22 protein-coding genes and 1 pseudogene are annotated in these 25,554 nt (G+C 64.0%); 17 read left to right on the top strand and 6 right to left on the bottom strand.

Features of this window, described 5'->3' with window-relative positions; all coding sequences use genetic code 11:
* Window positions 1-252 precede the first annotated feature (252 nt).
* A complete protein-coding gene (locus G6N35_RS19355; protein ID WP_163805699.1) occupies window positions 253-744 on the bottom strand; it encodes an Lrp/AsnC family transcriptional regulator in 492 nt (163 codons plus the stop codon).
* Window positions 745-879: 135 nt separating this feature from the next.
* Here G6N35_RS19355 and G6N35_RS19360 point away from each other — a divergent pair, with 135 nt between their 5' ends.
* Window positions 880-3,207: a thiamine pyrophosphate-binding protein gene (locus G6N35_RS19360; RefSeq protein WP_163805700.1), complete on the top strand. Its 2,328-nt coding sequence runs from the start codon at window positions 880-882 to the stop codon at window positions 3,205-3,207.
* 263 nt (window positions 3,208-3,470) lie between these two features.
* Here G6N35_RS19360 and G6N35_RS19365 read toward each other — a convergent pair whose 3' ends face one another.
* Entirely contained in the window at window positions 3,471-4,085 is a 615-nt protein-coding gene (locus G6N35_RS19365; protein ID WP_163805701.1) for a TetR/AcrR family transcriptional regulator C-terminal domain-containing protein, read from the bottom strand.
* Between the two features lie 87 nt (window positions 4,086-4,172).
* Between G6N35_RS19365 and G6N35_RS19370 the strand changes: the two genes are divergently transcribed.
* On the top strand, window positions 4,173-4,964 hold the full coding sequence (locus G6N35_RS19370; RefSeq protein ID WP_163805702.1) for a hypothetical protein: 792 nt from the start codon (window positions 4,173-4,175) through the stop codon (window positions 4,962-4,964).
* Window positions 4,965-5,275: 311 nt separating this feature from the next.
* Here G6N35_RS19370 and G6N35_RS27400 read toward each other — a convergent pair.
* The 3 genes and pseudogenes from G6N35_RS27400 to G6N35_RS19385 all read right to left on the bottom strand — a co-directional run.
* Window positions 5,276-5,485 (bottom strand): annotated as a pseudogene (locus tag G6N35_RS27400) (ATP-binding cassette domain-containing protein); the annotation flags it as partial.
* Window positions 5,439-6,200, bottom strand: coding sequence for an SDR family NAD(P)-dependent oxidoreductase (locus G6N35_RS19380; RefSeq protein WP_163805704.1), 762 nt, complete (start codon window positions 6,198-6,200; stop codon window positions 5,439-5,441). The pseudogene G6N35_RS27400 and the gene G6N35_RS19380, both read right to left, overlap by 47 nt.
* A gap of 439 nt (window positions 6,201-6,639) precedes the next feature.
* Window positions 6,640-7,470: an SDR family NAD(P)-dependent oxidoreductase gene (locus tag G6N35_RS19385; RefSeq protein WP_322790619.1), complete on the bottom strand. Its 831-nt coding sequence runs from the start codon at window positions 7,468-7,470 to the stop codon at window positions 6,640-6,642.
* Between the two features lie 33 nt (window positions 7,471-7,503).
* Here G6N35_RS19385 and G6N35_RS19390 point away from each other — a divergent pair, with 33 nt between their 5' ends.
* Genes G6N35_RS19390 through G6N35_RS19415 form a run of 6 tightly spaced genes read left to right on the top strand, consistent with a single transcriptional unit; the run spans window position 7,504 to window position 14,213 of the window.
* Window positions 7,504-9,843, top strand: a complete 2,340-nt coding sequence (locus G6N35_RS19390) for an acyl-CoA dehydrogenase family protein (protein WP_163805706.1) — start codon at window positions 7,504-7,506, stop codon at window positions 9,841-9,843.
* On the top strand, window positions 9,840-10,580 hold the full coding sequence (fabG, locus tag G6N35_RS19395; RefSeq protein ID WP_163805707.1) for a 3-oxoacyl-ACP reductase FabG: 741 nt from the start codon (window positions 9,840-9,842) through the stop codon (window positions 10,578-10,580). The genes G6N35_RS19390 and fabG overlap by 4 nt, the downstream gene beginning before the upstream one ends.
* 48 nt (window positions 10,581-10,628) lie before the next feature.
* On the top strand, window positions 10,629-11,831 hold the full coding sequence (locus G6N35_RS19400) for an alpha/beta hydrolase (RefSeq protein ID WP_163805708.1): 1,203 nt from the start codon (window positions 10,629-10,631) through the stop codon (window positions 11,829-11,831).
* A gap of 54 nt (window positions 11,832-11,885) precedes the next feature.
* Complete coding sequence (locus G6N35_RS19405; RefSeq protein ID WP_163805709.1) at window positions 11,886-13,034, top strand: thiolase family protein; 1,149 nt, start codon at window positions 11,886-11,888, stop codon at window positions 13,032-13,034.
* Window positions 13,031-13,498: a MaoC family dehydratase gene (locus G6N35_RS19410; protein ID WP_163805710.1), complete on the top strand. Its 468-nt coding sequence runs from the start codon at window positions 13,031-13,033 to the stop codon at window positions 13,496-13,498. The genes G6N35_RS19405 and G6N35_RS19410 overlap by 4 nt, the downstream gene beginning before the upstream one ends.
* Window positions 13,499-13,529: 31 nt before the next feature.
* The gene (locus G6N35_RS19415) at window positions 13,530-14,213 is read left to right on the top strand and encodes a PaaI family thioesterase (protein ID WP_163805711.1); all 684 of its coding nucleotides are present in this window, start codon (window positions 13,530-13,532) and stop codon (window positions 14,211-14,213) included.
* A 40-nt stretch (window positions 14,214-14,253) separates the two neighbouring features.
* Here the strand turns inward: G6N35_RS19415 and G6N35_RS19420 are convergent, their stop codons facing one another.
* Complete coding sequence (locus G6N35_RS19420) at window positions 14,254-15,597, bottom strand: FAD-dependent oxidoreductase (RefSeq protein WP_246224387.1); 1,344 nt, start codon at window positions 15,595-15,597, stop codon at window positions 14,254-14,256.
* Window positions 15,598-16,208: 611 nt separating this feature from the next.
* Between G6N35_RS19420 and G6N35_RS19425 the strand changes: the two genes are divergently transcribed.
* The 9 genes from G6N35_RS19425 to G6N35_RS19465 all read left to right on the top strand — a co-directional run bounded on the left by G6N35_RS19425 (window position 16,209) and on the right by G6N35_RS19465 (window position 25,523).
* Window positions 16,209-16,766 (top strand): hypothetical protein, encoded by a 558-nt coding sequence (locus G6N35_RS19425; RefSeq protein WP_163805712.1) that lies wholly within the window; start codon window positions 16,209-16,211, stop codon window positions 16,764-16,766.
* 921 nt (window positions 16,767-17,687) lie between these two features.
* A complete protein-coding gene (locus G6N35_RS19430; protein ID WP_246224389.1) occupies window positions 17,688-18,506 on the top strand; it encodes an ABC transporter permease in 819 nt (272 codons plus the stop codon).
* A gap of 50 nt (window positions 18,507-18,556) precedes the next feature.
* Window positions 18,557-19,354 carry an ABC transporter permease gene (locus G6N35_RS19435; RefSeq protein WP_246224393.1) on the top strand — a complete coding sequence of 266 codons (798 nt, stop codon included), beginning with the start codon at window positions 18,557-18,559 and terminating at the stop codon, window positions 19,352-19,354.
* A gap of 45 nt (window positions 19,355-19,399) precedes the next feature.
* Window positions 19,400-20,479 carry an MlaD family protein gene (locus G6N35_RS19440; RefSeq protein ID WP_246224395.1) on the top strand — a complete coding sequence of 360 codons (1,080 nt, stop codon included), beginning with the start codon at window positions 19,400-19,402 and terminating at the stop codon, window positions 20,477-20,479.
* Complete coding sequence (locus G6N35_RS19445; protein WP_163805714.1) at window positions 20,476-21,480, top strand: MlaD family protein; 1,005 nt, start codon at window positions 20,476-20,478, stop codon at window positions 21,478-21,480. The genes G6N35_RS19440 and G6N35_RS19445 overlap by 4 nt, the downstream gene beginning before the upstream one ends.
* A 38-nt stretch (window positions 21,481-21,518) precedes the next feature.
* Complete coding sequence (locus tag G6N35_RS19450) at window positions 21,519-22,448, top strand: MlaD family protein (RefSeq protein ID WP_407664562.1); 930 nt, start codon at window positions 21,519-21,521, stop codon at window positions 22,446-22,448.
* 125 nt (window positions 22,449-22,573) lie between these two features.
* Window positions 22,574-23,542: an MlaD family protein gene (locus G6N35_RS19455; protein ID WP_246224397.1), complete on the top strand. Its 969-nt coding sequence runs from the start codon at window positions 22,574-22,576 to the stop codon at window positions 23,540-23,542.
* Window positions 23,539-24,570, top strand: a complete 1,032-nt coding sequence (locus tag G6N35_RS19460) for an MlaD family protein (RefSeq protein WP_163805716.1) — start codon at window positions 23,539-23,541, stop codon at window positions 24,568-24,570. The genes G6N35_RS19455 and G6N35_RS19460 overlap by 4 nt, the downstream gene beginning before the upstream one ends.
* Window positions 24,567-25,523, top strand: a complete 957-nt coding sequence (locus G6N35_RS19465) for an MlaD family protein (protein ID WP_163805717.1) — start codon at window positions 24,567-24,569, stop codon at window positions 25,521-25,523. Before G6N35_RS19460 ends, G6N35_RS19465 begins: the two co-directional genes overlap by 4 nt.
* The last annotated feature ends 31 nt before the right edge of the window (window positions 25,524-25,554 follow it).

The following is a 25,554-nucleotide window of genomic DNA, read 5'->3' on the forward strand; positions in this document are numbered from 1 at the left end:
GGTGTCGCCATACTTGGTTTCAGGCCACGGGTTGGGCGGATTGGTGTGGCGAGGATCTTGAACGCTCGCCGAATTGTTCTGTGTGGGGCGCGAACGTCGGTGCGTGCGCCGAGTAGCCCAACAATTGGCGCCAACCTTCCTGTTGCTAGATCAGCCACCTCGTGAAAATAGTTTCTATGTAAGACGTTTGGCACAAGGAACGACCAGAACACGTATGGGCGCTCTGGACGTCCGAGTGGTCCCGCCTTTTTCTCAGTCCGATGAAACTTCGGGGCCGGCTGTGAGCAGCGGGGTGAGGCGGTAGTCGACGAGTCGCCGCATGACGAGCCCTGTGGTGGTTTTCTCGACTCCGTCGATGTCGAGGATGCGACCGGCCACGCGGTAGAGGTCGTCGGCATCGCGGGCCACGATGTGCACCAGGAGGTCGGTGACGCCACTGAGCCCGTGGACTTCGAGCACCTCCGGGACCTGTTCGAGAGCCTCGGCGATGTTTGCGAGTTTTCGTTGGGTGACAGCCACCATGATGAATGCCGTCATTGGATATCCGAGTGCTGCGGGGGCGATGCGGCGTTCGAACGTCTGCAGCGCCCCGTCGGCTTCCAGTCGGCTCAGCCGGGCGTGAACCGTGTTGCGGGCCAGGCCGGTAGCTTCGGCCAGTGCTACCACCGACGCCCGGGGGTCGGCGACCAAGGCACGCAGTATTCGCGTGTCGATATCATCGACGCCGCGCTCCGGATTGCGCATTTTGCCACTCCCTCCACCTCCGAGGCGCACTGGTTTGCGCATTCTGCCCAGAATAGCGTGTGATGGTTGCCTGTATTGCTGATGCTCTGCTGCACTTGATGCGCTATCTGCGCATAACATGTGAAGTAGGACGCCGTGAATGCTGTTGATTCCCTGCATACCGCCCACCGGTCCGACACCTTGGCAACGCTGGACGCGATCGCCGAACGTGTGCTGTGGTTGTCGACGTCGATCGTCCACCACGCCAATCGGGTCCGACCCAACACCTCCGGGCTTAAGGTGGGCGGCCACCAGGCGTCCAGCGCGTCGATGGTGTCGATCATGACGGCGCTGTGGTTTCAGCACCTGCAGCCAGGTGATCGCGTGTCGGTGAAGCCTCACGCGTCGCCGGTGTTGCACAGCATCAACTATCTGCTCGGCGAGCTCGACGAGAAGTACCTGACCACCCTTCGCGAGTTCGGTGGGCTCCAGTCCTATCCGAGCAGGTCCAAGGATCCCGACCCGGTGGACTATTCGACCGGGTCGGTGGGCATCGGTGCCACCGCCCCGATCTGGGGGGCAATCGCGCGCCGATATGTGAACGCCCACTTGGGCTCTGGCGGTAGTGGCCGGCAGTATTCACTGGTCGGTGACGCTGAACTGGACGAAGGCGCAGTCTGGGAGGCGATCCTCGATCCGGGCATCGCCGAACTCGGCGAGGTGGTCTGGATCGTCGATCTCAACCGGCAGTCGTTGGACCGGGTCGTGCCGAACATCGCTGCGCGTCGTCTGGAGGCGATGTTCGATGCTGCCGGCTGGCAGGTAATCACCGTCGGCTTCGGACGTTGGTTGCAGGAGCTGTTCACCCGTCCTGGCGGGCAGGCGTTGCGGCGGCGAATAGTTGGGATGGAGAACCCGGAATACCAGCGGCTATTGCGCTGTGACGCTGAGCAGATCCGGGTGCGGTTGCCCGGCGATGGCCCTGAACGTTCCGAGATCGCTGCGCTGGTCACCACCCTCGACGATACCGAGCTTGTCGCGGCGATCCGCAACCTGGGAGGCCACGACCTGGCGGCCCTCAACGACGCCTTCGAACAGATCGATGACAGCCGCCCGACGGTGATCATCGCCTACACCATCAAGGGCTACGGGTTGCCCACCGAGGGGCATCCGCAGAATCATTCGGCGCTGCTCAACCATGACGAGTATGCGGCCCTGGCCGCCCGCCTCGGCATGGATACCGATCACCCGTGGCGCCGGTTCGCCGAGGACAGCCCGATGGGTCAGGCGTGTACACATGCCGCCCAGAGGCTACGGCGCCAACCAGTCGATGCCGCACCCATGCCGGCGGTCCCGACTGATATCGGGCGCACTCCGAAGGGCACCGCAACGACACAGGCGGCGTTGGGCCGGGTGCTGCTGGATCTGATCCGGGAGGCTCCCGAGGCCGCCAAGCGGGTGGTGACGGTCAGCCCCGATGTCAGCTCGACGACCAACCTGGCCGGCTGGGTGAACAAGGTCGGTGTCTGGTCGGCCAGCGAACGACACAACTGGTTCGCCGACGACGCGCAGACACTCATGCACTGGAATGAGCGACCCAGCGGCCAACACATGGAACTCGGCATCGCCGAGACCAATCTGGTGGGTCTGATCGGAGAACTCGGCGCTACGTGGAGCAGATGGGGCCAGCCACTGTTCCCGATCGGGGTTCTCTACGACCCCTTCGTCGAACGAGCGCTCGAGCCTTGGTCTTTCGGAATCTACGCCGGCGGTCAGTCAATTCTGATCGGCACCCCGTCGGGGGTGACGCTGGCGGCCGAAGGCGGGGCGCACCAATCCATCAAGACACCGTCGATCGGACTCGAACAGCCAGGCTGCGTGAGCTACGAACCTGCTTTCGCGATCGATGTTGAATGGACACTGCTGGCCAGTATCGCCCAATTGGGTAAGCCACAGGGCACCTCGGCATATCTGCGCCTGTCGACGCGGCCGGTGGATCAAACACTGGCCGACGTGCCCGAGGACCCTGCCGCCCGGGAACGCCGACGCCGTCAAGTGGTTGCCGGCGGCTACCCGCTGCGCCGACGTGACGATGCACGGGTGACGATCGCCGCGATGGGCGCGACGATGACCGAAGCCCTCGTCGCGGCGAACCGCCTGGAGCAGAACGGAATTCCCGCCAACGTCATCTGCATCACCAGCCCCGGCCTGTTGTTCCGGGCCTGGCAGGCACGCCAGGGACGCCGAACCGCGGAGACGTGGATCCTCGATCAGTTGCTGCCCGCCGACGGCGCCACGCCGATCGTCAGCGTCCTCGACGGACATCCGCACACCCTGGCGTTCCTGGCCAACGTCCAGCAGGTGCCACTGACCGCACTGGGCGTGTCCGGATTCGGCCAAGCCGGTGCTCTCGACGAGGTTTACCGCTATCACGGCATCGACACCGACAGCATCGTGGCCGCCGCACTCGACATCGCTACTTGACTCAAGGCCGCCAAAAGCGATCCGGACCCCCCAACCTTGCGCAGGTGCGACGGCCGCACCTCGTTGGGTGCTCATCTGCCCGCCTGCGAGCCGGTCAGGTTATTGAAACATCCGGACTGGTAACAACATTCGTTAACATTGCCAGCGGACAACCGTCTCGACTATTTTGACGCCGTTTGGCTCCGTGACGCAGACGTTATCTGCGACCACGCAACATGGTGGGCGTCGCGTCGCCGGGACACGACGGCGTACCCGGCACAACGTCACGCCCGTTGATAACCCGATATGAGATGTCTCAGGCCCGCGCTGAAGCGTTGGTCGGCACTGGTTGCAAAGAGGCGGCTCCCCGCGTGCGCGAGGTTGGGGAATTCCGCGGTGGCGATCCGACCCTCCATGCTCTGCCAGGCTCGATGAAGCGCCTGACTAGTGCCCGGCAGCGAGGCGCCGAGGGTGTATTGGGAGAAGGCAACAAAGGCCTCCACTGCGGTTTCATCGTCGAAGCCGGCGATGCTAAGGGCTGCGATGCCGTGCTCCGCATGCCGAAGGGTCTGATCCGTTGCGATTGGTCGAGTGGCCAAGATCTCGGCGACTGCCGGATGCTGGAGGAGCGCTTGGCGAAAGGCAGTGAAGAATTCCAGGATGGCGTCCTGCCAGGCGATGCCGGACCGGACCGGCCTGAGCGCGCCGAGTACCTCATCGGCGACGAGCAGGATCAGGGCATCCTTGTTGTCGACGTGCCGGTACACCGCCATCGGGGCGCAGTGCAGTCGCTGCGCCAGAGCGCGCATGGTCAACGATCCGAGGCCATTCGAATCGGCGAGGTCCAGTGCCACAGCGACGATTTCACTGCGGGTGAGTTCCAGCGCACGAGGTGCCATCAAAACAGCGTAGTGGCACCGTCGGGTGGTGTACTTTGTACGCACGCTCGGTGTACAAAGTACACCGACCTATATGAGGAGATTCGCATGCCCACTGCGCCGCACTACGGAATTTCATGGGACGTGCAGTTCACTGCGATCGTGGTGTGCGCTGTGCTTGCGGCGGCCTCGCTGGCCTATTGCGTCGTGCGCACCCGACGCGACCGTTCACCGCTTCCGCTCTATCTGTTTGCCGCCGGGGCTTTGACGGTGTTCTTCGAACCGTATCCGGATCTGCTCGGTGCGGCGGTCTTTCCGGAGGTCGACCAGGTTCCGTGGATCAGTACTTTCGGACGCATGATCCCGATGTATATCGGACTCACCTACATGTTCTACTGGGCGCCCGCGTGGTTGGCCATCCTCCCGCAATTTCAACGCGGACTCTCTACACGCCGCTTCTGGACAATCTGTGCAACGATGCTCGCCGCAACGTGCGCCATCGAGCTTGTGCCACTGCACTTCGGACTCTGGACGTACTACGGTGAGCAGCCTTTCCGGGTCGGTGGGTTTCCATTGTGGTGGGCCTTCATCAACGGACACAGTTTCATCGCCAGCGCAGTGATCCTTGTGCTGCTGTTGCGCGTCCTGCCCAAGAACCGCCAGTTTCTGATCATTCCCGTGATGCCGGCCGTGGTGCTTGGGACACATACGGCCGGGGCCATGGTCGGCTTCTCCACCGTGAGTTCGACCTCGAACAGCACCATCACTACGGCGGGCACCCTGGGGGCCATGGCCTTCACAGTCCTGCTGTGCTGGATCTACTCCCTATTCCTTTGCGCCAAACCCGAACTGGAGCCGCACCCGAACTCAACGACGTCGGCGTCGAGTTCGGTCCGGTAACCTCGACCACGTCGGCTCCGACCGCTGCATCAAAGTAGGGCCAGCGAATTCCCTGACGCAGCTCGTTCGAGCGCCACCAGTGGTCGCCGATGCGAGAGGTGGACCGATCACTGCGCGATGACGGTGTGCCAGAGCTAAGCGGCGCTGAGAGCATCGGAACGCCGTTGGGGTCAGAATGCGCGGCGGACAACAGTTCTGGATTGCGTGCGCCGACGGCGCAGATACCAGTCCGGCCGACACGAGGGGGCCTGACGCCGGGCGACCGCCTTGCACTTGGGCAGACCCGGGGTGGCCTGGATCTGCGGCGGCACACCTTCGATCTCTTCCGCACCACCGGCTCGTCGGAGGATCAGCGTCTTCAGTAACACCGATTTGCCGGTACCCGACAGGCCCAGCAGCACGCCGACCTCGCCCGCCGGAAGATCGAAGGTGACGTCCTCCCAGGTCTTCTGCCCACTAAACGATTCGTCAGGCCTACGTCGGCTGCATTCTGATGGCCCCGTCGAGGCGGATGACCTCACCGTTGAGCATGGGATTGTCGACGATGTGGGCGACGAGGGCGGCATACTCCGATGGCCGGCCCAAGCGAGACGGGTGGGGCACCTGACGTCCGAGGGACGTCTGTGCGTCGGGAGGCAATCCAGCCATCATCGGAGTCTCGAATGCGCCCGGGGCGATCGATACCACTCTGATGAGGTGGCGCGCGAACTCCCGCGCCAGCGGAAGTGTCATGGCCGCTACCGCGCCCTTCGACGCGGAGTAGGCCGGCTGCCCGATCTGTCCGTCGAACGCGGCAACAGATGACGTGTTGACGATGACGCCTCGTTCTCCGTCGACCGGTTCGGTCTGAGCCATCCTTTGCGCGGCGAGCCTGATCACGTTGAACGTGCCCGAGAGGTTGATCCGGACGACTCGATCGAAGTCCGTCTGGGCGAGAACGCCTCCCCTGCCGAGTACCTTGCCGGGAGTCGCCACACCGGCACAGTTGACTAGCAATCGGATTGGACCTTGTCCGGCCGCAAGTTCGATCGCCTTACTCACCTGTTGTTCGGAGGTGACATCAACGCCGATGAACGTCGCTCCATGTCCGAGGTCTTTTGCCGCCTGCTCACCATGGGCACCGGGCAGATCAAGGATAACGACCTCGGCACCCTTGTCCCTTATGGTCTGCGCCGTCGCGCGTCCGAGGCCAGACGCTCCACCTGTGACGAGTGCCACTGCACCTGCGAGATCCATATTTCTCCTTCACATCTGAGATCGAGCGTGGGCGAAGACACCGTGTACAACGAATCGTGGCCACCCGATCGGGGGACATCGCCGTCGAGTTGCAGGGACCAACTCGACCCGTCCTGCCGTCCCGGCTGGTCTACCGAGGTCGTCAGGAATCCCGACAGTGATTCCCCGTGCTGAATGCGATCAGGATGGGACGCCTCGAGAGCGCCAACTGCCCGCACTACGAAGCGCCCACGCAAAAACAATCTCCGTTTGGCTGAACCTATGAGCGCGGTCGCAGCTTTGTCAAGCCTCGCTGTAGTGCTAACGACCATTTCACAAGTGCTTTGCGGATGTAGCGGATGTAGCTGCTGATTGGCACCCGATGTGATGGGGACGCATAAACACGACAGCGATTGGTAGAGCTTGTCGATTGCTGGCCGTACCGGAGGGGCGCGGATCCTTAACGACCCGGCTCAGCACCGACGGTGAGGAGCTCTCCACCGTCGATGGGGACAGTCACTCCGGTCATGTAGGCCGCGCGATCGGAGGCCAGGAAAGTCACCAGATCGGCTACCTCTCGGTCGGTACCGACACGGCGGAGTGGATTTACGTCGAGCTCGTGCTTCTCGGTCCAGCGAAGAATGGGCTCGACCATGGCGGTCTGGATCTTTCCCGGCGCGACACCGAGGACGCGAATGCCCTCCCGTGCCCACTCGAGTGCCAGGACGCGGGTCAGCGTGACCAGCGCCGACTTGCTGACGTTGTACGTCGCGAGACCACGCGAGGGGAAGAACGCTGCGGTACTCGCGTTGTTGATGATCACGCCACCGGACGTCATCAGCTCCCGCGCTCTGCACGCCAGGTACCACGGCGTCGACAGATTTACCTGAAGCGTCTCGTCCCACTGCTGCCAGGACACGTTCTCAGCGCGCGTTGCCGCAGGCAGCACGCCCGCGTTGTTCACGAGCACGTCGAGACCACCGAACTCCTCGCGTACTCGATCCATCAAAGCGCTCAGATCGTCACGGTTGGTCATGTCCGCAGTCACCGCGATAGCGCGAGAACCTCGACCTCCCAGCTCGGCGGCGATGCGAGCGATCTCCGCGCCGCTGCGTGCAGCCAGAATGATCGCGGCACCGCGATCCGCGAAACTGCGAACGATCGCCTCTCCGATTCCTCGGCTAGCGCCCGTCACCAGCACGGTTCGCCCTTGAAAGTCCAGGCTCGGCGATCCTGTCATCACACTCTCCCGATCTCGCAGTTGACTTGGACACCCTAAATCAAACACCATATGGTTTAGACTGCCGCAAACAGGGAGGCTTTGATGAGTTACATGCCCGGCGAAGACGCCGAGGAGCTGCGTGCGATCGTCAGAGACTTCCTCTCGAAGCGCTCGTCGGAGGCCGACGTTCGTCTTGCCATGGACACACCGGAAGGCTACGACGCACAGGTATGGGCGCAGGCGGCAACCGAGCTCGGCCTGCAGGGATTGGCGATCCCTGAGGAACTCGGTGGAAGTGGGGCCACCCCAATCGAATTGGGTGTCGTATTCGAGGAGATGGGACGTGCGCTGTACAGCGGGCCGTTCCTGTCGACCGTCGGACTAGCCGCCTCCGCGCTCACGCAGATCGCAGACGAGTCGATCGTCCGACGGGCACTCGCGGGCATCGCCGCCGGCGACACACTCGCGACGGTCACCTGGGCCACGCCGCAGAGTGCGCTCAACTTGATGCGCGCGAAAGAAGAACAACAACGTTGGACCGTCTCAGGGGTCGCCGATACGGTTCTGGACGGCGGTATCGCATCGACGGTCCTCGTGTTCGCGCAGACATTCGACGGCCTGGAACTGCTCGCAGTAACACCCGATTCATCCGTCCGACGCGAGCAACTCGTCTCGATGGACAGCACTCGCAGGCTCGCGACGCTGACATTCGACGACAGTCCGGCCATCTCGCTCGCGAAGGGCGACGAGGCGGACCGCGTGCGCCGACACACCGCCGACCTCGCCGCCCTGTATCTCGCGGCAGAACAACTCGGTGGAGCGTCGTTCGTGCTCGAATCCGCCGTGAACTACGCGCAAACCCGCGTCCAGTTCGGAAGGGCCATAGGCTCTTTCCAGTCGATCAAGCATCGATGCGCCGACATGCTGATCGCCGTCGAGTCGGCGCGGTCCGCTGTCTATCACGGGTTGTGGACCGCGGTGCACGATCCGTCGAATCTGTCGATCGCCGCCAGCCTCGCACGCTCGCTGGCGTCCGACGCCTATCAGCAAGCCGCCGCCGACAATTTGCAGATCCACGGTGGTATCGGGTTCACCTGGGAGCACTCTGCTCACCTGTACTTGAAGCGCGCCAAGAGCAGCCAACTTCTGTTCGGCTCTTCAGCCAGCCATCGCGCGCGGCTAGCGGAGGCGATCGTCACCGCCGACGCAACGACTGGCGACGCCGTTCAGTCGCCGGACGCGGCTGCCGAGGAGCGCGACGACCTGGTTGCCGAGGTGGAGGCCTTCCTGGCCGAGCACCCTGTTCCCGACGCCGGCGACCGCGAGGGCGACCGTCGCCTGCGCGAATGCCGATTCGACGCGGGACTCGCCGTGGTCAGCAACAGGCCGGGCCAAGGTGGGCGCGGCCTGGCGAGTTCGCGGCAGGCCGTCGTCGAGGAGATCTTCGCCGGAGCGGGAGCCGCGGACCACTCCGCGCGGAACATCATCGGGCTCGGTATGGCACTTCCGACGATCTACGCTCACGGTACCGATGCTCAACGCGAGAAGTTCCTGCGTCCGACCTTCTCGGGCGAGCTCATCTGGTGCCAGTTGTTCTCCGAGCCTGGCGCCGGTTCCGATCTCGCAGGGCTGGCGACCCGAGCCGTACGCGACGGTGACCACTTCGTCGTCAACGGCCAGAAGGTGTGGACATCGCTCGGGCATGTGGCCGACTGGGGAATCCTCCTGGCGCGCACGGACCCCGACGTTCCCAAGCACAAGGGACTCACCTACTTCCTACTTGACATGCGGTCACCGGGAGTAGAGGTACGTCCCCTCCGTCAGATCACAGGCGAGGCGGAGTTCAACGAGGTTTACCTCACCAACGTCCGCATCCCCGCGGCCAACATCCTGGGCGCCGAAGGCGACGGGTGGCGGGTAGCGGTCACGACTCTGGCCAATGAACGCGTGACCCTCGGGCGCAGACCGGCGCCGCGGGGCTCCGGCCCCATCGGCCAGGCCGTCGAGGTATACCGCAAGGCGGCCGCCGACGGTCGGGTGGATGCTGCGGTTACCGAACGCCTCATGCTCCTGTGGACACGAGCTGAAGCAGCTCGACTCACGAACATCCGTGCATCCGCGCAGGGGGTCGACCCCGGGCCAGAGGGATCGATCGCGAAACTGCAGATGGCCGAGCTGCACAAGGCGATCTACGAACTGTGCGTGGATCTTTCAGGACCGGAGGGCCTTCTCGTCGAGGGCTACGCCGAGACCGCACCCACGGAAGCCGCGGTGCATGGTGGCTCCGACGTCCGGATGGCTTATCTTCGCTCCCTCGCGAACTCGATCGAGGGCGGCACGTCGGAAGTGCTTCGCAACATCCTCGGCGAGCGCGTGCTTGGACTTCCGCCGGAGCCTCGACTCGATCGTGACATACCCTGGAAGGACGTACGCCGTTCATGACTATCAACTTCGACTTCACGGGGCGCACAGCGGTCGTCACCGGTGCAGCACAGGGTATCGGGGCCGACATCGCCCGATTGTTCGCCGCCTCCGGGGCACGGGTCGCGGTCCTCGACCTGAAAGCCGATGCGCTGGAGGCCGCCTGGGGTGAGCGCAGCGCCACGGTCGCTCCGATCGCCGTCGACGTGTCCGACGCCGAAGCCGTCTCGGCAGCCATCGCCGAGGTCGTCGACTGGGCGGGCGGCGTGGATATCGCCGCCAACAACGCGGGCATCACTCGCGATGCCGTGATCTGGAAGCTGACTTCCGAGCAGTGGCGCCAAGTCATAGGAGTGCACCTCGACGGCACATTCCACGTGACACAGTCGGTCGTCCCACACATGCGCAGCGCCAAACGCGGCCGCATCATCAACGTCACGTCCTATACCGGGATGCACGGGAACATCGGCCAGGGTAACTACGCAGCCGCCAAGGCCGGCGTCATCGGCCTGACCAAGACCGTGGCCAAGGAAGTCGCGCGATTCGGCATCACGGTCAACGCCATCTCACCGAACGCGGCGACATCGATGGTGGCCGGCGTACCCGAGGAGAAGCTGGCGCAGCTGACCGAGGCCATCCCTCAGGGAAGGTTCGCCGATCCGTCAGAGATCGCCCCGGCGGTGGCGTTCTTGGCCTCTGATGAGGCCGCCTACATCACTGGAACCGTGCTTGCCGTGGATGGCGGCATGTCGATGTGAGGTGTCGTGAGCGTCCCACCCCTGTCACCGCGAGCGGAGAAACCCCACATGGCAACTGACGGAACCCCAGGATCCACCACGAAGGTGAAATACATCCGGACTCCCTACCTCGTTGTCTCGCAGGAGAAGTCGGCACGAAAAGACGTGTACGGGTCGATCGCCGACAACGTCGTCCGGCAAGCTCAACTACTGCGTGGTGACAGCGACTCTGACACCGTCATCATCGCGATGCATCCCATCGGCTCGCCCGCCTACCTGCCGTTGTTTCCCGAACTCGCCCGCCACGGCATGCACGTCATCGGCTGTGCCAATAGGTACTCCACCGGTGACTCCGCGCTGCAGATGGAGAATGTGCTGCTCGATCTCGGCGCCTGCGTCCGAGACGCTCGCGAACGGCTGGGCTACAAGAACGTCGTGCTTGCCGGTTGGAGTGGCGGCGGATCGCCGATGATGGGCTACCAGGCTGAGGCCGAAAACCCTGTCATCACCCAAACCGCCGCCGGGGAGCCGACACTGCTTGCCGACACCCCACTCGAGCCGGCCGACGGTGTCATGCTGTTGGCCGCGCCGCGGAGCCGTCACCGGCTGCTGACCGACTTCCTGGACGCCTCGATCACCGATGAGATCCAGCCGGACAACAACCGCGCCAGCGAGTTCGACCTCTACGATCCCGCCAATCCGAACCAGCCGCCGTATTCAGCGGACTTCCTGTCTGCCTACCGCGCTCGGCAGCGCGAACGCAGCCGGCGCATCACCGAATTCGCCCGCGACAAGCTCGCCGGTCTGCGTGCCGCGGGGCGCCCAGATGCGGAATTCGCGTTCGTCGTGCACGGCACGATGGCCGATCCGAGGTGGCTCGACCCGACGATCGAGCCGAACGGACGAACCCCCGGGTGGAGCTACCTCGGCGACCCGGCGATTGCGAACACCAGTCCCGGTGCGCTGATGCGGTTCACCACCACTCGCAGCTGGTTGTCCCAGTGGAGCTTGGACGCAGCTCAAGTCGACGCCGCCGACGCCGCTCCGCGGGTATCGAAACCGGTACTGATCCTCGTCAACGGGAACGATGACGCTGTCCCCACGAGCCACCCCCAACAGGTGTACGACGCGATCACCCACGACGACAAGGAACTAGTCGAACTGCCTGAAGCGAACCACTACTTCAGCGGGTCGGAGCAGAAGTCACATCTGACGACCGCGGCGGGACTCGTCCGCGATTGGCTGGAGCGTCATAGTCTGCTCAAGGGCTGACCACAAGGTCGGTTGCGGCCTTAAGCACCCATCTCATCCAGTGAAGGGAAGTTCATGCGAGACGTCGTCATAGTCGATGCCGTACGTACGCCACTTGGCAAGCGCAACGGTGGCCTGAGTTCGGTGCACCCGGCCGATCTTTCCGCTGCAGTGTTGACTGCCCTGGTCGACCGAACCGGCATCGATCCCGCACTCGTCGACGACGTGGTATGGGGTTGCGTCAGCCAGATCGGTGAGCAGACCTTCGACATCGCACGCACCGCCGCGCTGAGCGCCGGCTGGCCGGAGTCAGTCCCCGGAACCACGGTGGATCGTCAGTGCGGGTCGTCCCAACAGGCGCTGCACTTCGTCGCGGCATCGGTCATCGCCGGCTACTACGACGTCGCGGTGGCCGGTGGAGTGGAGTCGATGTCACGCGTACCCATGGGTTCCGCCACACGCGTGGGCGGCTCCCCGCTCGGTGCTCGCTACGCCGAACGGTACGGACCCGATTTCCCGAATCAAGGACTCGGCGCCGAGGAGATCGCCGAACGCTGGCACATCACTCGCGCCGAGGCCGACTCGTTCGCGCTGACGTCACACGAGCGTGCCGCCGCCGCCGTCGATGGTGGTGCGTTCGACGGCCAACTGGTCCCCGTCGCGACCGACGACGGGCAGGTCTCCGCGGACGAGGGCGTACGGCGCGGTGGCACACTTGAGACGCTGGGCGGCTTGCGCACCGCGTTCCGAGAAGAAGGAATCGTCACGGCGGGCAACAGTTCTCAGATCAGTGATGGGGCGGCTGCACTTCTGCTGATGACCTCGGAGCGCGCAGAACAACTGGGCCTCACTCCTATTGCCCGCGTACACACCGGCGTGGTCATCGGCTCCGAGCCCGGAATCATGCTGACTGGGCCCATTCCCGCGACCGAGAAGGTGCTCAAGCGCGCCGGTCTCTCGTTGTCCGACATCGGCGCCTTCGAGGTGAACGAGGCGTTCGCGACGGTGCCGCTGGCCTGGTTGGCCGAGACTCAGGCCGACCCGAAACTGCTGAATCCTCTCGGCGGAGCTATCGCCCTTGGTCATCCGCTGGGAGGGTCGGGAGCCCGGCTGGCGACCACCCTCGTACATCATATGCGCGACAACGGAATTCGGTACGGCCTGCAGACCATGTGCGAAGGCGGCGGCCAAGCCAACGCGACCATCCTAGAACTCGTCTCGTGAGCACGATCGCCTTCGACGCTCTCGCCGACGCTGCAGGCCGCGACCTCGGACGGACCGAATGGACCGTCATCGACCAGGCACGGGTGAACGACTTCGCCGACGTGACCGAGGATCACCAGTGGATCCACGTCGACCCGGTCAGGGCCTCCGCAGGCCCATATGGCTCGACCATCGCGCACGGATACCTGACGTTATCCTATGCGGGAGCGAGGCTTTCGGAGCTGCTCGACGTTCCGGACTGCACCAGCATCATCAACTACGGTCTCGACCGGGCACGTTTTCCCGCGCCACTGAAGTCGGGTACCCGAATCCGCACGCACGGCGTCATCAGCGACGTCGAGTCGGTACCACAAGGGTTTCAAGTGTCCGTGCGCATCACCGCCGAAGCCGAAGACAGCGACCGGCCTGTCTGCGTCGCCGACGTGAAAGTACGCGTCCTCAAGGTGCCGACAGGCAGCGAGTAGCGGCGCCGTGAGTCCTTCGTACGAAGGCGGGATGCGCCTGCCCACCGACGACCGCCGTTCACCCGTCGCCGACCGACCCCCGATGAACAATCCGGACCGGAACCAACCGGGGCACGACCCCGGCTGGCCGACGGAACGAAGGTATCCCGCTTGCACCGAGGTCGACGAGGCATTCGATGTCATGGTGCGTTCGTTACGGCGATTTCAGGAGGCCTTGGCGACGTCACGACCCTCGGTGGAGCTCGCCACCGAGGTCGCCCGACACCTACACCGTGATGCGGCTGCGCTGGAGGCCTTCGGCGCAGCCGAGCACGAGCGGCCATTCGGCAACCTGTGGGACAGACCGGGCAGGGCGCAGGCGATGGCCCCTCCATTCACCTGCGAAACCATGAGCGCCGAGAAGGTGTCCGGCACTGCGTATTTCAGTGATTTCTATCTGGGTGCAAACGGCGCAGTCCATGGTGGTGCCGTGCCGTTGATCTTCGACGAAGTCCTCGGCAGACTGGCGAACGTGGGGCGTCCACGCACGCGCACCGCGTACCTGCACGTCGATTATCGGCGAGTGACGCCGATTCACAAGACGTTGAGACTCGATGCCTGGATGGACCGAATCGACGGCCGGAAACTGTATCTGAACGGTCTGCTCCGCGACGGCGTGACCGTTCTGGCGGAAGCCAGCGGATTGTTCGTCATCCTGCGGCCCGGCCAGCCCTGACGCGGGGTACTTAGCCGGTATCTACCGAGCGCGGCTGCGCTCACGACGTCGGCAGCGCCGAGCGCCCGGGGACGAACCGAGCGGTGATGCGCTCGGTGACGAGGCGCGCGGACTGCACGCAGCCGCTCTGGCCGCCGGTCGCCCATTCACGGACGCCGTCGCCGACGTTGAAGAGGTTCGATATGGGGGTGTCCTGAGGTAGGTCCCGACCGGCCACGGCGCGCTGAGCCGGCCACTTCTCGCCCGCGCATATCTGAACAGAGAGAATGCGAGCGTCGTCGAACCCGGGGCAGTGCTCCCGAAGGTCGTCCATCAGCAGTTTCACTTCGCTCTCCTCGTCGAATTCACCGGTCGCCGGGTGCGGAGTGCTGGCCGCGAGGAAGAGCCGCCAGCCCGCGGGCGCGACCTCCGGGCAGGTCGCCGTCGGCTCCGCGGCGTAGGCCAGCCGGCGGGTGGGTCCGAAGAAAACCACACCGCTGGCCGATCCGAGGAGCGGCTGACGGCTGGCGTAGTTGACGGTGATCAGGGTACTTGGATTCGATTGCGCGCGAACGCTTTCCGCGTAGCCAGGGGGCAAGTTGGCGTCGCCGCACATTCGCACCGTCGCCACCGGGCCCGCGTTGCTTACGACGACCCGCACACCTACGTGGGCGGTGCCGTCGGGACGTCGAATGGACGCCCCCGCAACCAGGCCCTCGTCATTGAAACTGAAACCGATCACCTCGCTGTTGAGCCACAGTGTGCCGCCGGTGCGTTCGAAGTGATCCGCGAGCGCGCGCCACGGACCGATCGTGCCCTCGGGGTGCATCGCATAGATGTCCATGGCGTTCGGCTTGGTGAAGTAGTCGAAGAACACCGCCGCTTCCACGTCACGCGGCTCGGCGGCGAACACCGCGGTGGTCAGGTTGCGCATCAGCCCTCGTACGAACGCGTTGGCACCGCGAGCCTCCAGCAGTTCCTCGAGCGTCTTCCCACGTGCCGGTCGCAGCCGGGGCCACCGCCGGGCCAGGCCTCCGACGACGGCGAGGAGCATCCGGAAGACGAAACCCGTCGGACCACTCATCACGGGGATGTCGCGTTTCCCGAAACGCAGCACCAGCGGTTGCCGGGGCACACGGGTTCCCATAGCCACGCCGATGTCGGAGAACAGCCGGCCGTTCTCGCCGCCCTGCTCGATCACCAGGGCGCCCGTGTTAACGAGGAATCCGTCGATGTCGACCGTTGATGCGCGGCCCCCCACCTCGGCACGCTCCTCGACGAGCAGCGTGCTAAAGCCAGCCGCATTCAGCCTGGCCGCGGCGGCAAGTCCCCCGGCCCCGGCGCCGACGACCAGCGCATCGTACTGAAGAGCGTCGGGCTCGATGTCGTGGTCGAGGTCGGACACGGACGGCTCCCCTGAATCGGTGTGGTCAAACACTGTTTGGTACCTGATAGGACTATCACATACTGGATGTGGCCCGTCCAGAACTTCATCCTGCGCCTCCGTTCTGTCGAGGTGAGAGCTCCGCAAGATGCGTGGTGAGCTCAGCGTCGCTCTCCTGCTGACCTGAGGACTCTTGGTGGCTGGCGTCGATTCAGGCGAAGTCGGCGACGGCGAGGTGTGACAACGCTATGCTCCCGTTATCCGAACGACGTTAGGAGACTGGTGCCGCTACTCGCGGATCGCCGACGTGGGCGTCGCGTTCGTGCTTCGACCCTGTCCACCCGGTCACCAGAATGCGGGCGACCGGCGTGAGAAGGGCCAAGGCGCCGAAGCGTTCTCCGGCGCATTCGCTGCCCCGCACGAAACGGCGTCTGATACGCGCCACACCGTTGCTGCGCATCACGCGCAACCGACTGGGCATGGCGGGCGCTCGACGGATAGTGACCGAACATCGACATTGGCCGGTGCCCGCTGCAGCGGCCCGCCTCCCGGTCGTCGACGACATGCTCGCGCCCAGACCGGTGTGGCAGCGTGGCGACCGCATGACCCTGACTGGGGCCTTCGGAGCGGCAGTGGCCGCCTACGTCGTCTGCGCGGTGATCGTCTTCGGTTTCGCATCCGGACACCTGCGCTCGGATCAGGTAGCGACAGCAGTTGATGCCCACGCTGGACAATTGAACGCACCGCGCCGGAATGCAAACGGGATCCAGCGCGTCGCACCGGGGTTGTCCGGCAATGAGAAACCGCTGTTTGCGCCGTCGGCCGAGGCGATCGACGCCGAATTCTTCACCAGATTACAGAGCGTGGTGAACGGCATCGAAGGTCAACCGGGCCAGCCGAGGCCCTACCAGCCCGACCCGATTCAACCGGTCATCGAGCCGGGGTCCGCTGCCGTGCTCGGCCCGCTGGCGCCCGTGCCACCCGCCGTGATCGCCCCTCCGGTGGTGGGTCCGGGCGGGCAGATTGCAGAGCCGCCGCCGCTCGAAGTCCCTGTGCCATCGATACCCGCCGCCGTACCCCAAACACCTGCCGTCGCGCCCTCATCACCGGCGGTCGTCACCTCGAGCGCGCAGGCCCCCGAATCAGCCGTCCAACCACCCCTGGAACCGCCGCCGGGCCCGGCCGCTTGACGGCCTGCGCATCCCTCTGCCGATCAGTGCGGCGCAGATCCGCAGGCAACCTGGTATCGGCAGCATGCGGGTTGATCGCCGAGTTCAACACGACACGCACCTAGTCCTCCCGCTCGCCAATGACCAGGGGGTTGTCGTTTCCAATCCGTTCGCGCACGTCCGGCCCGTGGCTGCCCGCCCGCAGGGTCTCGTCGGTATCCGGCTCACATCGGCCGCTTGCGGCTGGCGGGCGGGCTGACTCCCAGCGCAGAGCCAGGGGCAGCGCCCCTGGGTAACCCGTGCCCACACGTACCAAAAGCCGAACGGTAATGGTGTCTGGGCCGATGCGAGTGGGCACAGGCCGCACCCAACAATTCGAACAATGTTGGATAACGTCGATGCTGATGCTCGGATATCGCTGTTGTCAACGTCAGCGTTCACGCCCTAGTTCGTGTTCGCGCTGCTTGGACGCCCCGCGACGAAGCTGAGAGCCACTCCATTTGTCGCACAAGTAAATTGGAGAGGATCGGGCGCGCGACTGAATTCCATCGACGGTCAAGTCGAGGAATCTGCCATGGAAGAACCGAACGCCTACCGCGCCGCGACGCCGGTGGGCCACCAGCACTGCTCGCCGTCGCGGCGGGTTTTACCAGCGCCGATCGGCGAAGTTCCAGAAATTCTTGTCGAGTTAAACCCAGTGCTGTTAGATTGTCCTGCACCACACGACGATCGGATTGCAGTCCGAGTCACATTGGGCCCGAATCCCGCACATCGATTGACAGAGGGCAACTGGATGGTCACGACGCACACGGGGAGGACTTCGGTGTCAACGGACCCTGAGCTGGGAGGACGTCATGGAACGCTTCTGTCGGTCGGTGGGCCTGAACACCGGATAGGGAAGCACCGATAGTGGCCAGCATCGCGCCGCCGCGGAAATCTTCCGTGGGTGGCACGTTCCGTCGGACGGCGTCCAACCTCCGCAGGAGACCCGTTGCGGCCGCCAACAGCACCGGCCGCGGGGTCGGCATGGCGGTCAACGTCCTCCGCTACGCCGTTGCCGACACTCTCACCCTGCGGCTCCCGTTCGGGGAATTCATGTTCCAATCCTGGGCACTGTTCAAGGTGACCGCCATACCCGCGGTGCTGATGGCGATTCCTATCGGCGGAATCGTCACCGTGGTCGTCTCGGGTCTGGTGGCTCAGGTAGGTGCCACCGCCCTGCTGGGCGCCGCCAGTGGAGTGGGTGTGCTCAGGGAGGGCGCCCCAGTCACCGCCGGATTGCTGATGGGGGGCGCCGCCGCATCGGCCATCGCGTCCGACTTCGGGGCGCGTGCCATCCGCGAGGAGCTCGATGCGATGCGAGTGCTGGGTGTCGATCCCATCCGGAGGCTGGTGGTCCCACGATTCCTGGCGCTGCTGCTGATCGCGCCCATCCTGACCCTGGTCATCATCGTGTCGGGTGTCGGGGCGGCCTACCTGCTTTCCGTGCTGGTCAGCGACGTCGCACCGGGAAGCTTCTGGCAATCGTTTGGCACGTTCGCCAAAATGACCGACGTCTACTTCGCTATCGCGAAGGGACTCGTCTTCGCCGCGATCGTCGCCATCATCTCCTCGCTGAGAGGTATGGAAGCCAAGGGCGGGCCGCGAGGTGTGGCCGACGCCGTCAACGCGGCCGTGGTGATCAACACCATTCTGATCCTGTTCGCGAACCTCGCCATCGCGCAGATCGCGACCATGTTCTTCCCGACGGCGGTGGCGTGATAACGGCGCCGTCAAAACTCAGCCGGACGGGTTCGATAGCCCTCGGCGCAGTGAAGGCTCCATTGCGCGGGTTCGGGCAGTGGGCACTGTTCATCGGCCAGGTGTTCTTTTACCTACCTCTGACCATCCGCCGATACACCCGCCAGACGCTCGCGGCCACCATCAACATGGCGTGGGGCAGAGGATCCCTGATCGTCGACGGCGGCACCATCAGCGTCCTGGTCCTTCTCGGCATCGCCACCGGCGCAACCCTGGGCATCGAAGCGCTCGCAGTCCTGAACATTCTGGGCTTCGGTCCCCTGGCCGGAATCATCAGCGGAGTCGGCGCTGTCCGAGTACTCGGCCCCATCGTCGCCGGAATCGCCTTCATGTCACAGGCCGGCACCCGCATGACCGCGGAGATCGGCGCGATGCGGATTTCCGAGGAGATCGACGCGGTCGAGTCGATCGGTTTGCGTCCCATCCCATTCGTCGTGGGCACCCGCCTGATCGGCGCGCTGACGTGCGTAGTCCCCGGGTACCTGCTGACGCTGATGGGCACCTTCTACACGATCCAACTGGTCGTGGTCCTGTTGAACGGAGAACACGGCGGCACCTACAACCATTACTTCATCATGTTCCTGACCCCGATGGACCTGCTCTATTCGGCGATCAAGGTGAGCGTCTACTGCACGGCCGTGACGTTGATCCACTGCTACTACGGATATTTCGCATCCGGAGGACCGGTCGGAGTGGGCATGGCGTCGGGGCGCGCGGTCCGTGCGAGCCTGGTGACCATCGTCGTCCTGGACCTGACGACGTCGATCCTCATCTGGGGCCTTCAGCCCGTATTCGTCTTCAAGGGATAGAGGGGCCGTGTCGTGTTAAGAGGATCAGATCAATACCAGGAGCGTGTGCTCCTCGGCATCGGTGCCGGCGTGGTGCTGGTCATCGTGCTGGCGCTGACCCTGGCTGTACTGAATCCATTCGGCGGACGACCCGCGGGGCTCTACTCGGTCGCGATCACGACCCCCTACGTCGGCCAGGGCGTGCAGGAGGGGACGCCGGTCGTTCTGCACGGCGTAAAGGTCGGCGAGGTCACCAGCGTCAAGAACACCGCCGATGGTGAGGTGCGGCTCGACACCGATCTCGAGACCGCCCCCACTCAGGGACTGACCAATGACATGGACATCGATTACCGGCCGATCAACTACTTCGGCATTCCGGGCGTCAACCTGATTCCGAGGTCGGGTGGCCAGGCGCTCCACGATGGCAGCCAGCTCAGGTTGGTCCCGACCGGAAACTTCACTCTTGCCGAGCTGCTCTATCAGCTGGGCAACGTCTCGCAGGCGTCTCTCACACCGCAGTTGATCAGCGTGATCGATCGCGTGACCCGCTACACCGACGGACTCAACCCCCTGTTCGAATCCCTGGTCACGATGAGTAGGGCAGTCGAGGCCGTGCAAACCGAACCCACCGAAGAACAGGTTTCGAGACTGGGTGTGGCGCTCGCCGCGGTTCCGCCGTTCGCGAACGAGTTGGTCATCGGACTCAGGCGCGTCCAGGACTTCAGCTTCTACCCTGGGCAGACTCGGGGGCCGGCGGCGTCCAGCGCGATGGTTCTCGCCCCCCCTTATCTGGTGGATGCCCAGATCCCGAGCCTCGGCGAGTTCACCGACCAGTACTTCGACACCTATTGGGACACCGGCCTGGACTCGGCCCAAAACGGACTGTTCAAAGCCGTCGGCACGCTGGTCGGAAGTCACGTGGACGACCTGTACCCGCTCATCTCCGGGCTCAAGTCGATAACGGACACCGTGCCCGTCCTGCTGCGGCCGCGCGACGTCGCGCAGAAGCTCGCAGAACTGCGCTCCCGGTTCGAACAGCTCTATGAAGGCAACGGCGAACAGCGCGCCGTGTCGGTTCGGCTGCTGCTGGACGGCCTACCCGGTGTAGCGGCACCGATGGGAATCGTTACGGAGGCGACGCCATGAGTACACGAGCTGTCACATGGCGAATCGGGGTGGCTCTGGCAGTTTCGGTCGTCCTGTTCATCCTGCTGTCGAACACCCTCGTCAATCCGGTAGCCGTAGGCACGCGCTCCTACGTCGCGAACTACACCGATGCATCCGGTCTCCATCAGGACGGCGACGTCCGAGTCCGCGGGGTCCGGGTCGGCAAGATCGAGTCTGTCCAACTCGCCAGGGTGGATGGACAGAACGTCGCGCAGGTCAAATTCACTCTGGATACCAAGTACGGGATCGTGCGGGACACCCGGCTGGCCATCAAGTACCAGGCCCTCACCGGCGTGCGCTACATGGACGTCATGAACCCCGCCGAGGGATACCGCGACGGGGATCTCATCACGCAGGTCCCCACGTCGATGACGCAACCGTCATTCGATGTGACGGCCCTGTTCAACGGTCTGCAACCGGTACTGGCGACCTTGAGCCCCGAGGAGATCAACACCTTCACCAACAATGCGGCGACCTTCCTCACCGGCGACGGAAGCGGGCTGGCGCCGCTCCTGGACAGCATCCGGAAGCTGACCGAGTTCGTGACAAATCGTCAGCAGGTGATCTCGACTCTGATCCAGAACCTGTCCAACGTCGCCACCGCCATCGGCGGCAAGTCGCAGAATTTCATCCACATCATCGATCTGCTGAATCAGAACATCGACTCCGTCAACAAGATCCTGGACGAGTTCCGCAAGGACTACCTGTACAGCAAGGACTTCTTCGATCCGGTGGTCCGACTGCTGCACAACGCCGGATTCCGGAACGGCATCAACGTCGATGACTCGCTGGACAGGGCGTTCAGCAACCTCGACAACTTCTTCGACGCATTGAAGCTGGTGCCGGTGGTCGACGAGAACATCCCGCCACCGGTCGACGACGGAACGACCGTGGAGCCGTGCTCGCGCGGCAACTTTCAACTACCGGAGACGATGGACGTGTTGCTGAACGGACAGCGGGTGGTGCTGTGCAATCGCTGAGATCGAGCAGGGTGCTGCGAAGCCCCCTGGCCTGGGGCGTGACCGCGATCGCGGTGGCTGTCATCGTGGCCTTGGCCCTGGCGTACATCCACGAGAACCCGCCGGGGAAGGGACGGCTTCTGTCGTTCTACACCGACGACGCGAACGCGATCCGCATCGGAGACGAAGTGCGGATGGCCGGGATCAAGGTGGGGACGGTCTCCCGCCTGAAACTGGAGCCGAAACAGGTGCTCGTCACTGCGAAGATCGACGAGACGGCCTTCGTCGGCGATCAATCGCAGGTGGACGTGCGGATGCTCACCATCGTGGGTGGCTACTACGTGAACGTGACGTCGATCGGCAACGCTCCGTTGGGCTCGGAGGCCATTCCGCTGTCGCGAGTGACCATGCCCTACAGCCTCATCCAAACACTCGTGGACACCACCAAGATCACCCAGAACGTCAACACCAAGCCCATCAACGAATCTCTGAACCAAATCTCAACGGGCTTGTCGGGAACCAACGTTCAGGTGATCGCCGCGACAATCGACGCCGGCAATACGTTGATGTCAACGGTCGAACGGCAACGGGGCCAGGTAACCAACATCCTGAACCTGTCGGACGAATACGTGAAATCTCTCAACGGCTACCGAGACAACCTCGCGTCGCTCGTGAGAAAACTCTCGATCACCACCCAGACGCTGGAGATCTACGACAAGGGCTTCTCCCAGACCCTGCAGGGGCTCGCCGACGTCACGCTCGCCCTGAAGCCCCTCGGCGATTCCTACGACGCCCACCAACTGGAGTTCATCGAAAAGGTTCGGGACTTCCTGTACCGCGGCCGACTGTTCGTTGAGCGCAACGGGCTCACAATTCGGGCGCTCAAGCGCACGCAGAATCTGTTCGACCGCGTTCTGAACGCGCAGAACGCGCCACCGGGGCTGTTGGCGACCGACCTCTGCGTACCGACTCCGGGAAGTGCCTGCTGATGCCTATACCGTTCTCACACGGGTTGCGGCGGCTGCTGCCGGGGTCCCTGGCCGTTATGGCCGTACTCGGCGGGTCCTCCTGTTCGCAACACATCGATACGTCCGCGGCCTACTACTGCGCGACGATGCCCGACAGCGTCGGGCTGTACGTCGGCAACCCGGTGACCCACCTCGGCTATCCCATCGGCGAGGTTGCGTCCATCATTCCGTCTGCTCAGTCGGTCCGGGTCAACTTCAAGATCGCAAACGGACAGACCATTCCGGCGGATGCCAAGGCGGTGACCAGGTCGACCGCGATCCTGGCCGACAGGGCACTGGAACTCGTCGGCGACTACGAGAAGAGCGATCACCTGTCCCCGGGGAACTGCATTCCCCTCGACCGGTCGCTGACGCCCAAGACCCTCTCCGAAGTCATCGGCGCATCGACCAACTTCCTCAATTCGATCAATCCGGCGGGCTCGAACAACGTCAACGGGCTGGTGGAGGGTATTGACGCGGCAGCTCGCAGTCAGGGGGCGAACATCAACACCCTGTTGAACACCACGTCGTCGGTGTTGGACTCACCCGACCAGGCCATCGGCGACGTGGCCGCCATCACCCGCAACCTCGGGCAACTGCTCGGCACTCTCAACGACCTCAACCCATCAACCAAGCAGGTGTTCGATAACCTCGCGTCCCCCGTCGGGGCCGAATTACACGCAACCCTGCGCGGTGCCGACGACTCGTTCGAGGGCATCATCAACATCATCGCTGCGGCAGCCGCCATAGAGAGGGAACTGGGTCCGCAGGTGCAGCAGTTGCTCGATGCGGTGTCGGTAGCCATCAGAAAAGCTACCCCCCGTGCCCCGTACTACGCGAGCCTGCTCAACGTGGCGCCGCGCATCATCAACGGCCTGATCAACTTATCCAACAATCACGACTTCACGCTCCACTACAGGCCTCCGACGTACCGCCTCCGCGCGCCAGAGGGTGTGGCCGCATGCAACATCATGAATGCGTCCCTCCCCGGTAGCTGCGCAAACGTCAAAGGAACGCCCTACGCGGTCGACGTCGCGTTGCTTCAATACGTGCTAGCCGAGGCGGCGCGAAAGTGAAGTCGACGACTGTGCGTAGCCGGCTGATCGCCGCCACCGTCGCGACGGTCGCCGCCGTCTCGGTCTCGTCCTGCGCGGCCCTCAGCGTGGACGCCTTGCCGAATCCGGGTCCGTCCTACAGCGACGGATATGACCTGGTGATGCAGTTCGAAAGCGTTCTCAATCTGCCCGAGCGGGCGAAGGTAGTGCTGGATGGGGTGACCGTCGGAGTGGTGTCCCACGTGGCTCTCACCAAAAGTGAGGTGGACGTGACGGCGCGGATGGCCAAGGGTGTCGTCGTTCCGTCCGACATCCACGCGGTGCTCCAACAGGCGACGGTTCTGGGCGATATCTACGTGGCGCTGGAGCGACCGACGGCAAGCGCAACGTCGACCCCACCGGGCACCCCGCAAGCGCCGCCACTGCGGGCCGGCGCCGCGATTCCGATGACTCAGACGACGTCTCCGCCGCAGTTGGAGGACACCATCGCCAGCCTGGCGAACTTCCTCTCCAGCGGGTCGATTCAAAAAGTCCAGAACACGGTCATCCGCTTGAACAGGATCTCACCGCCGAGCGACGAGATCAGGGTTCTGACCGGTCGCATCAAGACGGATCTCTCCGCGCTGGCCAATAACCTGGATTCGGCCGATCAGGTGCTCGACGGGCTGGCGGGGACCGCGGCGGTCGCGAACGATCGCATTCCGGACCTGCAGTACTTGGCCTCACCGATGGGCCAGCAGGGGGCCAAGAACTTCACCAGGGTCGGGAACTATGTGGGCACCATTCTCCCCGGCATTGGCAGCATCACCCTTGGTGGGTACTGGTTGGTCCCCTTCCTCAACTCGCTGGCGGATTCTGTTGGTGCGACCGAGCAGTCGAAGGTCGCCGGCGAATCGGAGATACCGAAGTACACCAAGATCTTCAACGAGATGTTCCTGGCAACTGAGAAGTACCCCGCCATCAACATCAAGTCGATCATCGGTCCCGACGGTCGCGAGCTATCGGGCAATGTCCAAGAAGTGCTGCGAATTCTAGGGGCTACGCCGTGAACGCGATCAAGCCGAAAGACATCGCCTCCTATCTGGCCTTCGTCGTGATCATCGCCATCGTGCTGGTCTACCTCGGATCGCTCGGGCTGCGCGTGAGCCCGCCGGACCACCGAACCAACCTGTCCATGAGCGTGCCGGAGATCAACGGCCTCGTTCCCGACTCGAACGTGCTCCTGCGCGGCGTGCCCGTCGGCAAGGTGACCAGGACCAGTACGGGCGTCAGCGCGGCATCCATCGACTTCTGGGTCGATGGCGAGTTCAAAATCCCCGTCGACACCCGGGTGGAACTGCAGAACCTGTCGGCGCTCGGCGAGTCCTACATCGAACTGGTACCGCTCAGCGACGACGGACCGGTCCTCAAGGACAACCAGCACATCTCGACCGACTCGGTGGTGGCACCGGCGTCGGTCTCCGAGCTGGCGACGACCGCCACGCGAATCCTCAACCAACTGGAACCTGGCGCTCTGCAACGCATCATCGCCGAGGCCGATGCCGCCTTCCCCGACCCGGTGCGCGTGCTTCCCAACCTGTCGCGGACCAGCGCTCTGTTCAACAACATGCTCAACGATCTGAACGGAGCAGGACGCGTGCTTCTGGGCAACTTCGGGACGCTGATCCGCAACTCGGAGTGGATCAACCCGGATCTCACCGCGTTCACCCCCAACCTGTCGGCGACCACCGTGTACTTCCAGGACTTCTTCAAGCATCTGCCCATAATCTTCACGGGCGATTACAGCCCGGGCAACTTCAAGCAGCTCAAGGCTCTCGTGGATCGCGTGCAGGGCTTGCTGGACGCCAACGGCGGTGACCTGAAAGTTCTGGGTGAGGCGTTTCAGCCGAAACTCAACACCATCGCGGCGACGCTGATGAACTTCGACACCGGGCAGATCCTGGACAACTTCCTCAACCAGGTGCCGGCTGACGGCATGATCACGCTCCGGGTCAGGCCGTGACCCTGGCGAGCGGCAGCTAAAGGTACACACC

It is taken from the genome of Mycolicibacterium anyangense (assembly GCF_010731855.1).
In the GTDB taxonomy this organism is placed as follows: domain Bacteria; phylum Actinomycetota; class Actinomycetes; order Mycobacteriales; family Mycobacteriaceae; genus Mycobacterium; species Mycobacterium anyangense.

Excerpts from the sequence above, each read along its gene's own strand:
- G6N35_RS19355 (WP_163805699.1), bottom strand. The coding sequence starts at position 744 with ATGCGCAATCCGGAGCGCGGCGTCGATGATATCGACACGCGAATACTG.
- fabG (WP_163805707.1), top strand. The coding sequence starts at position 9,840 with ATGACTATCAACTTCGACTTCACGGGGCGCACAGCGGTCGTCACCGGT.
- G6N35_RS19400 (WP_163805708.1), top strand. The coding sequence starts at position 10,629 with ATGGCAACTGACGGAACCCCAGGATCCACCACGAAGGTGAAATACATC.
- G6N35_RS19380 (WP_163805704.1), bottom strand. The coding sequence starts at position 6,200 with ATGGATCTCGCAGGTGCAGTGGCACTCGTCACAGGTGGAGCGTCTGGC.
- G6N35_RS19415 (WP_163805711.1), top strand. The coding sequence starts at position 13,530 with ATGCGCCTGCCCACCGACGACCGCCGTTCACCCGTCGCCGACCGACCC.
- G6N35_RS19445 (WP_163805714.1), top strand. The coding sequence starts at position 20,476 with ATGAGTACACGAGCTGTCACATGGCGAATCGGGGTGGCTCTGGCAGTT.
- G6N35_RS19385 (WP_322790619.1), bottom strand. The coding sequence starts at position 7,470 with ATGGTGTTTGATTTAGGGTGTCCAAGTCAACTGCGAGATCGGGAGAGT.
- G6N35_RS19405 (WP_163805709.1), top strand. The coding sequence starts at position 11,886 with ATGCGAGACGTCGTCATAGTCGATGCCGTACGTACGCCACTTGGCAAG.
- G6N35_RS19365 (WP_163805701.1), bottom strand. The coding sequence starts at position 4,085 with ATGGCACCTCGTGCGCTGGAACTCACCCGCAGTGAAATCGTCGCTGTG.
- G6N35_RS19455 (WP_246224397.1), top strand. The coding sequence starts at position 22,574 with ATGCCCGACAGCGTCGGGCTGTACGTCGGCAACCCGGTGACCCACCTC.
- G6N35_RS19390 (WP_163805706.1), top strand. The coding sequence starts at position 7,504 with ATGAGTTACATGCCCGGCGAAGACGCCGAGGAGCTGCGTGCGATCGTC.
- G6N35_RS19370 (WP_163805702.1), top strand. The coding sequence starts at position 4,173 with ATGCCCACTGCGCCGCACTACGGAATTTCATGGGACGTGCAGTTCACT.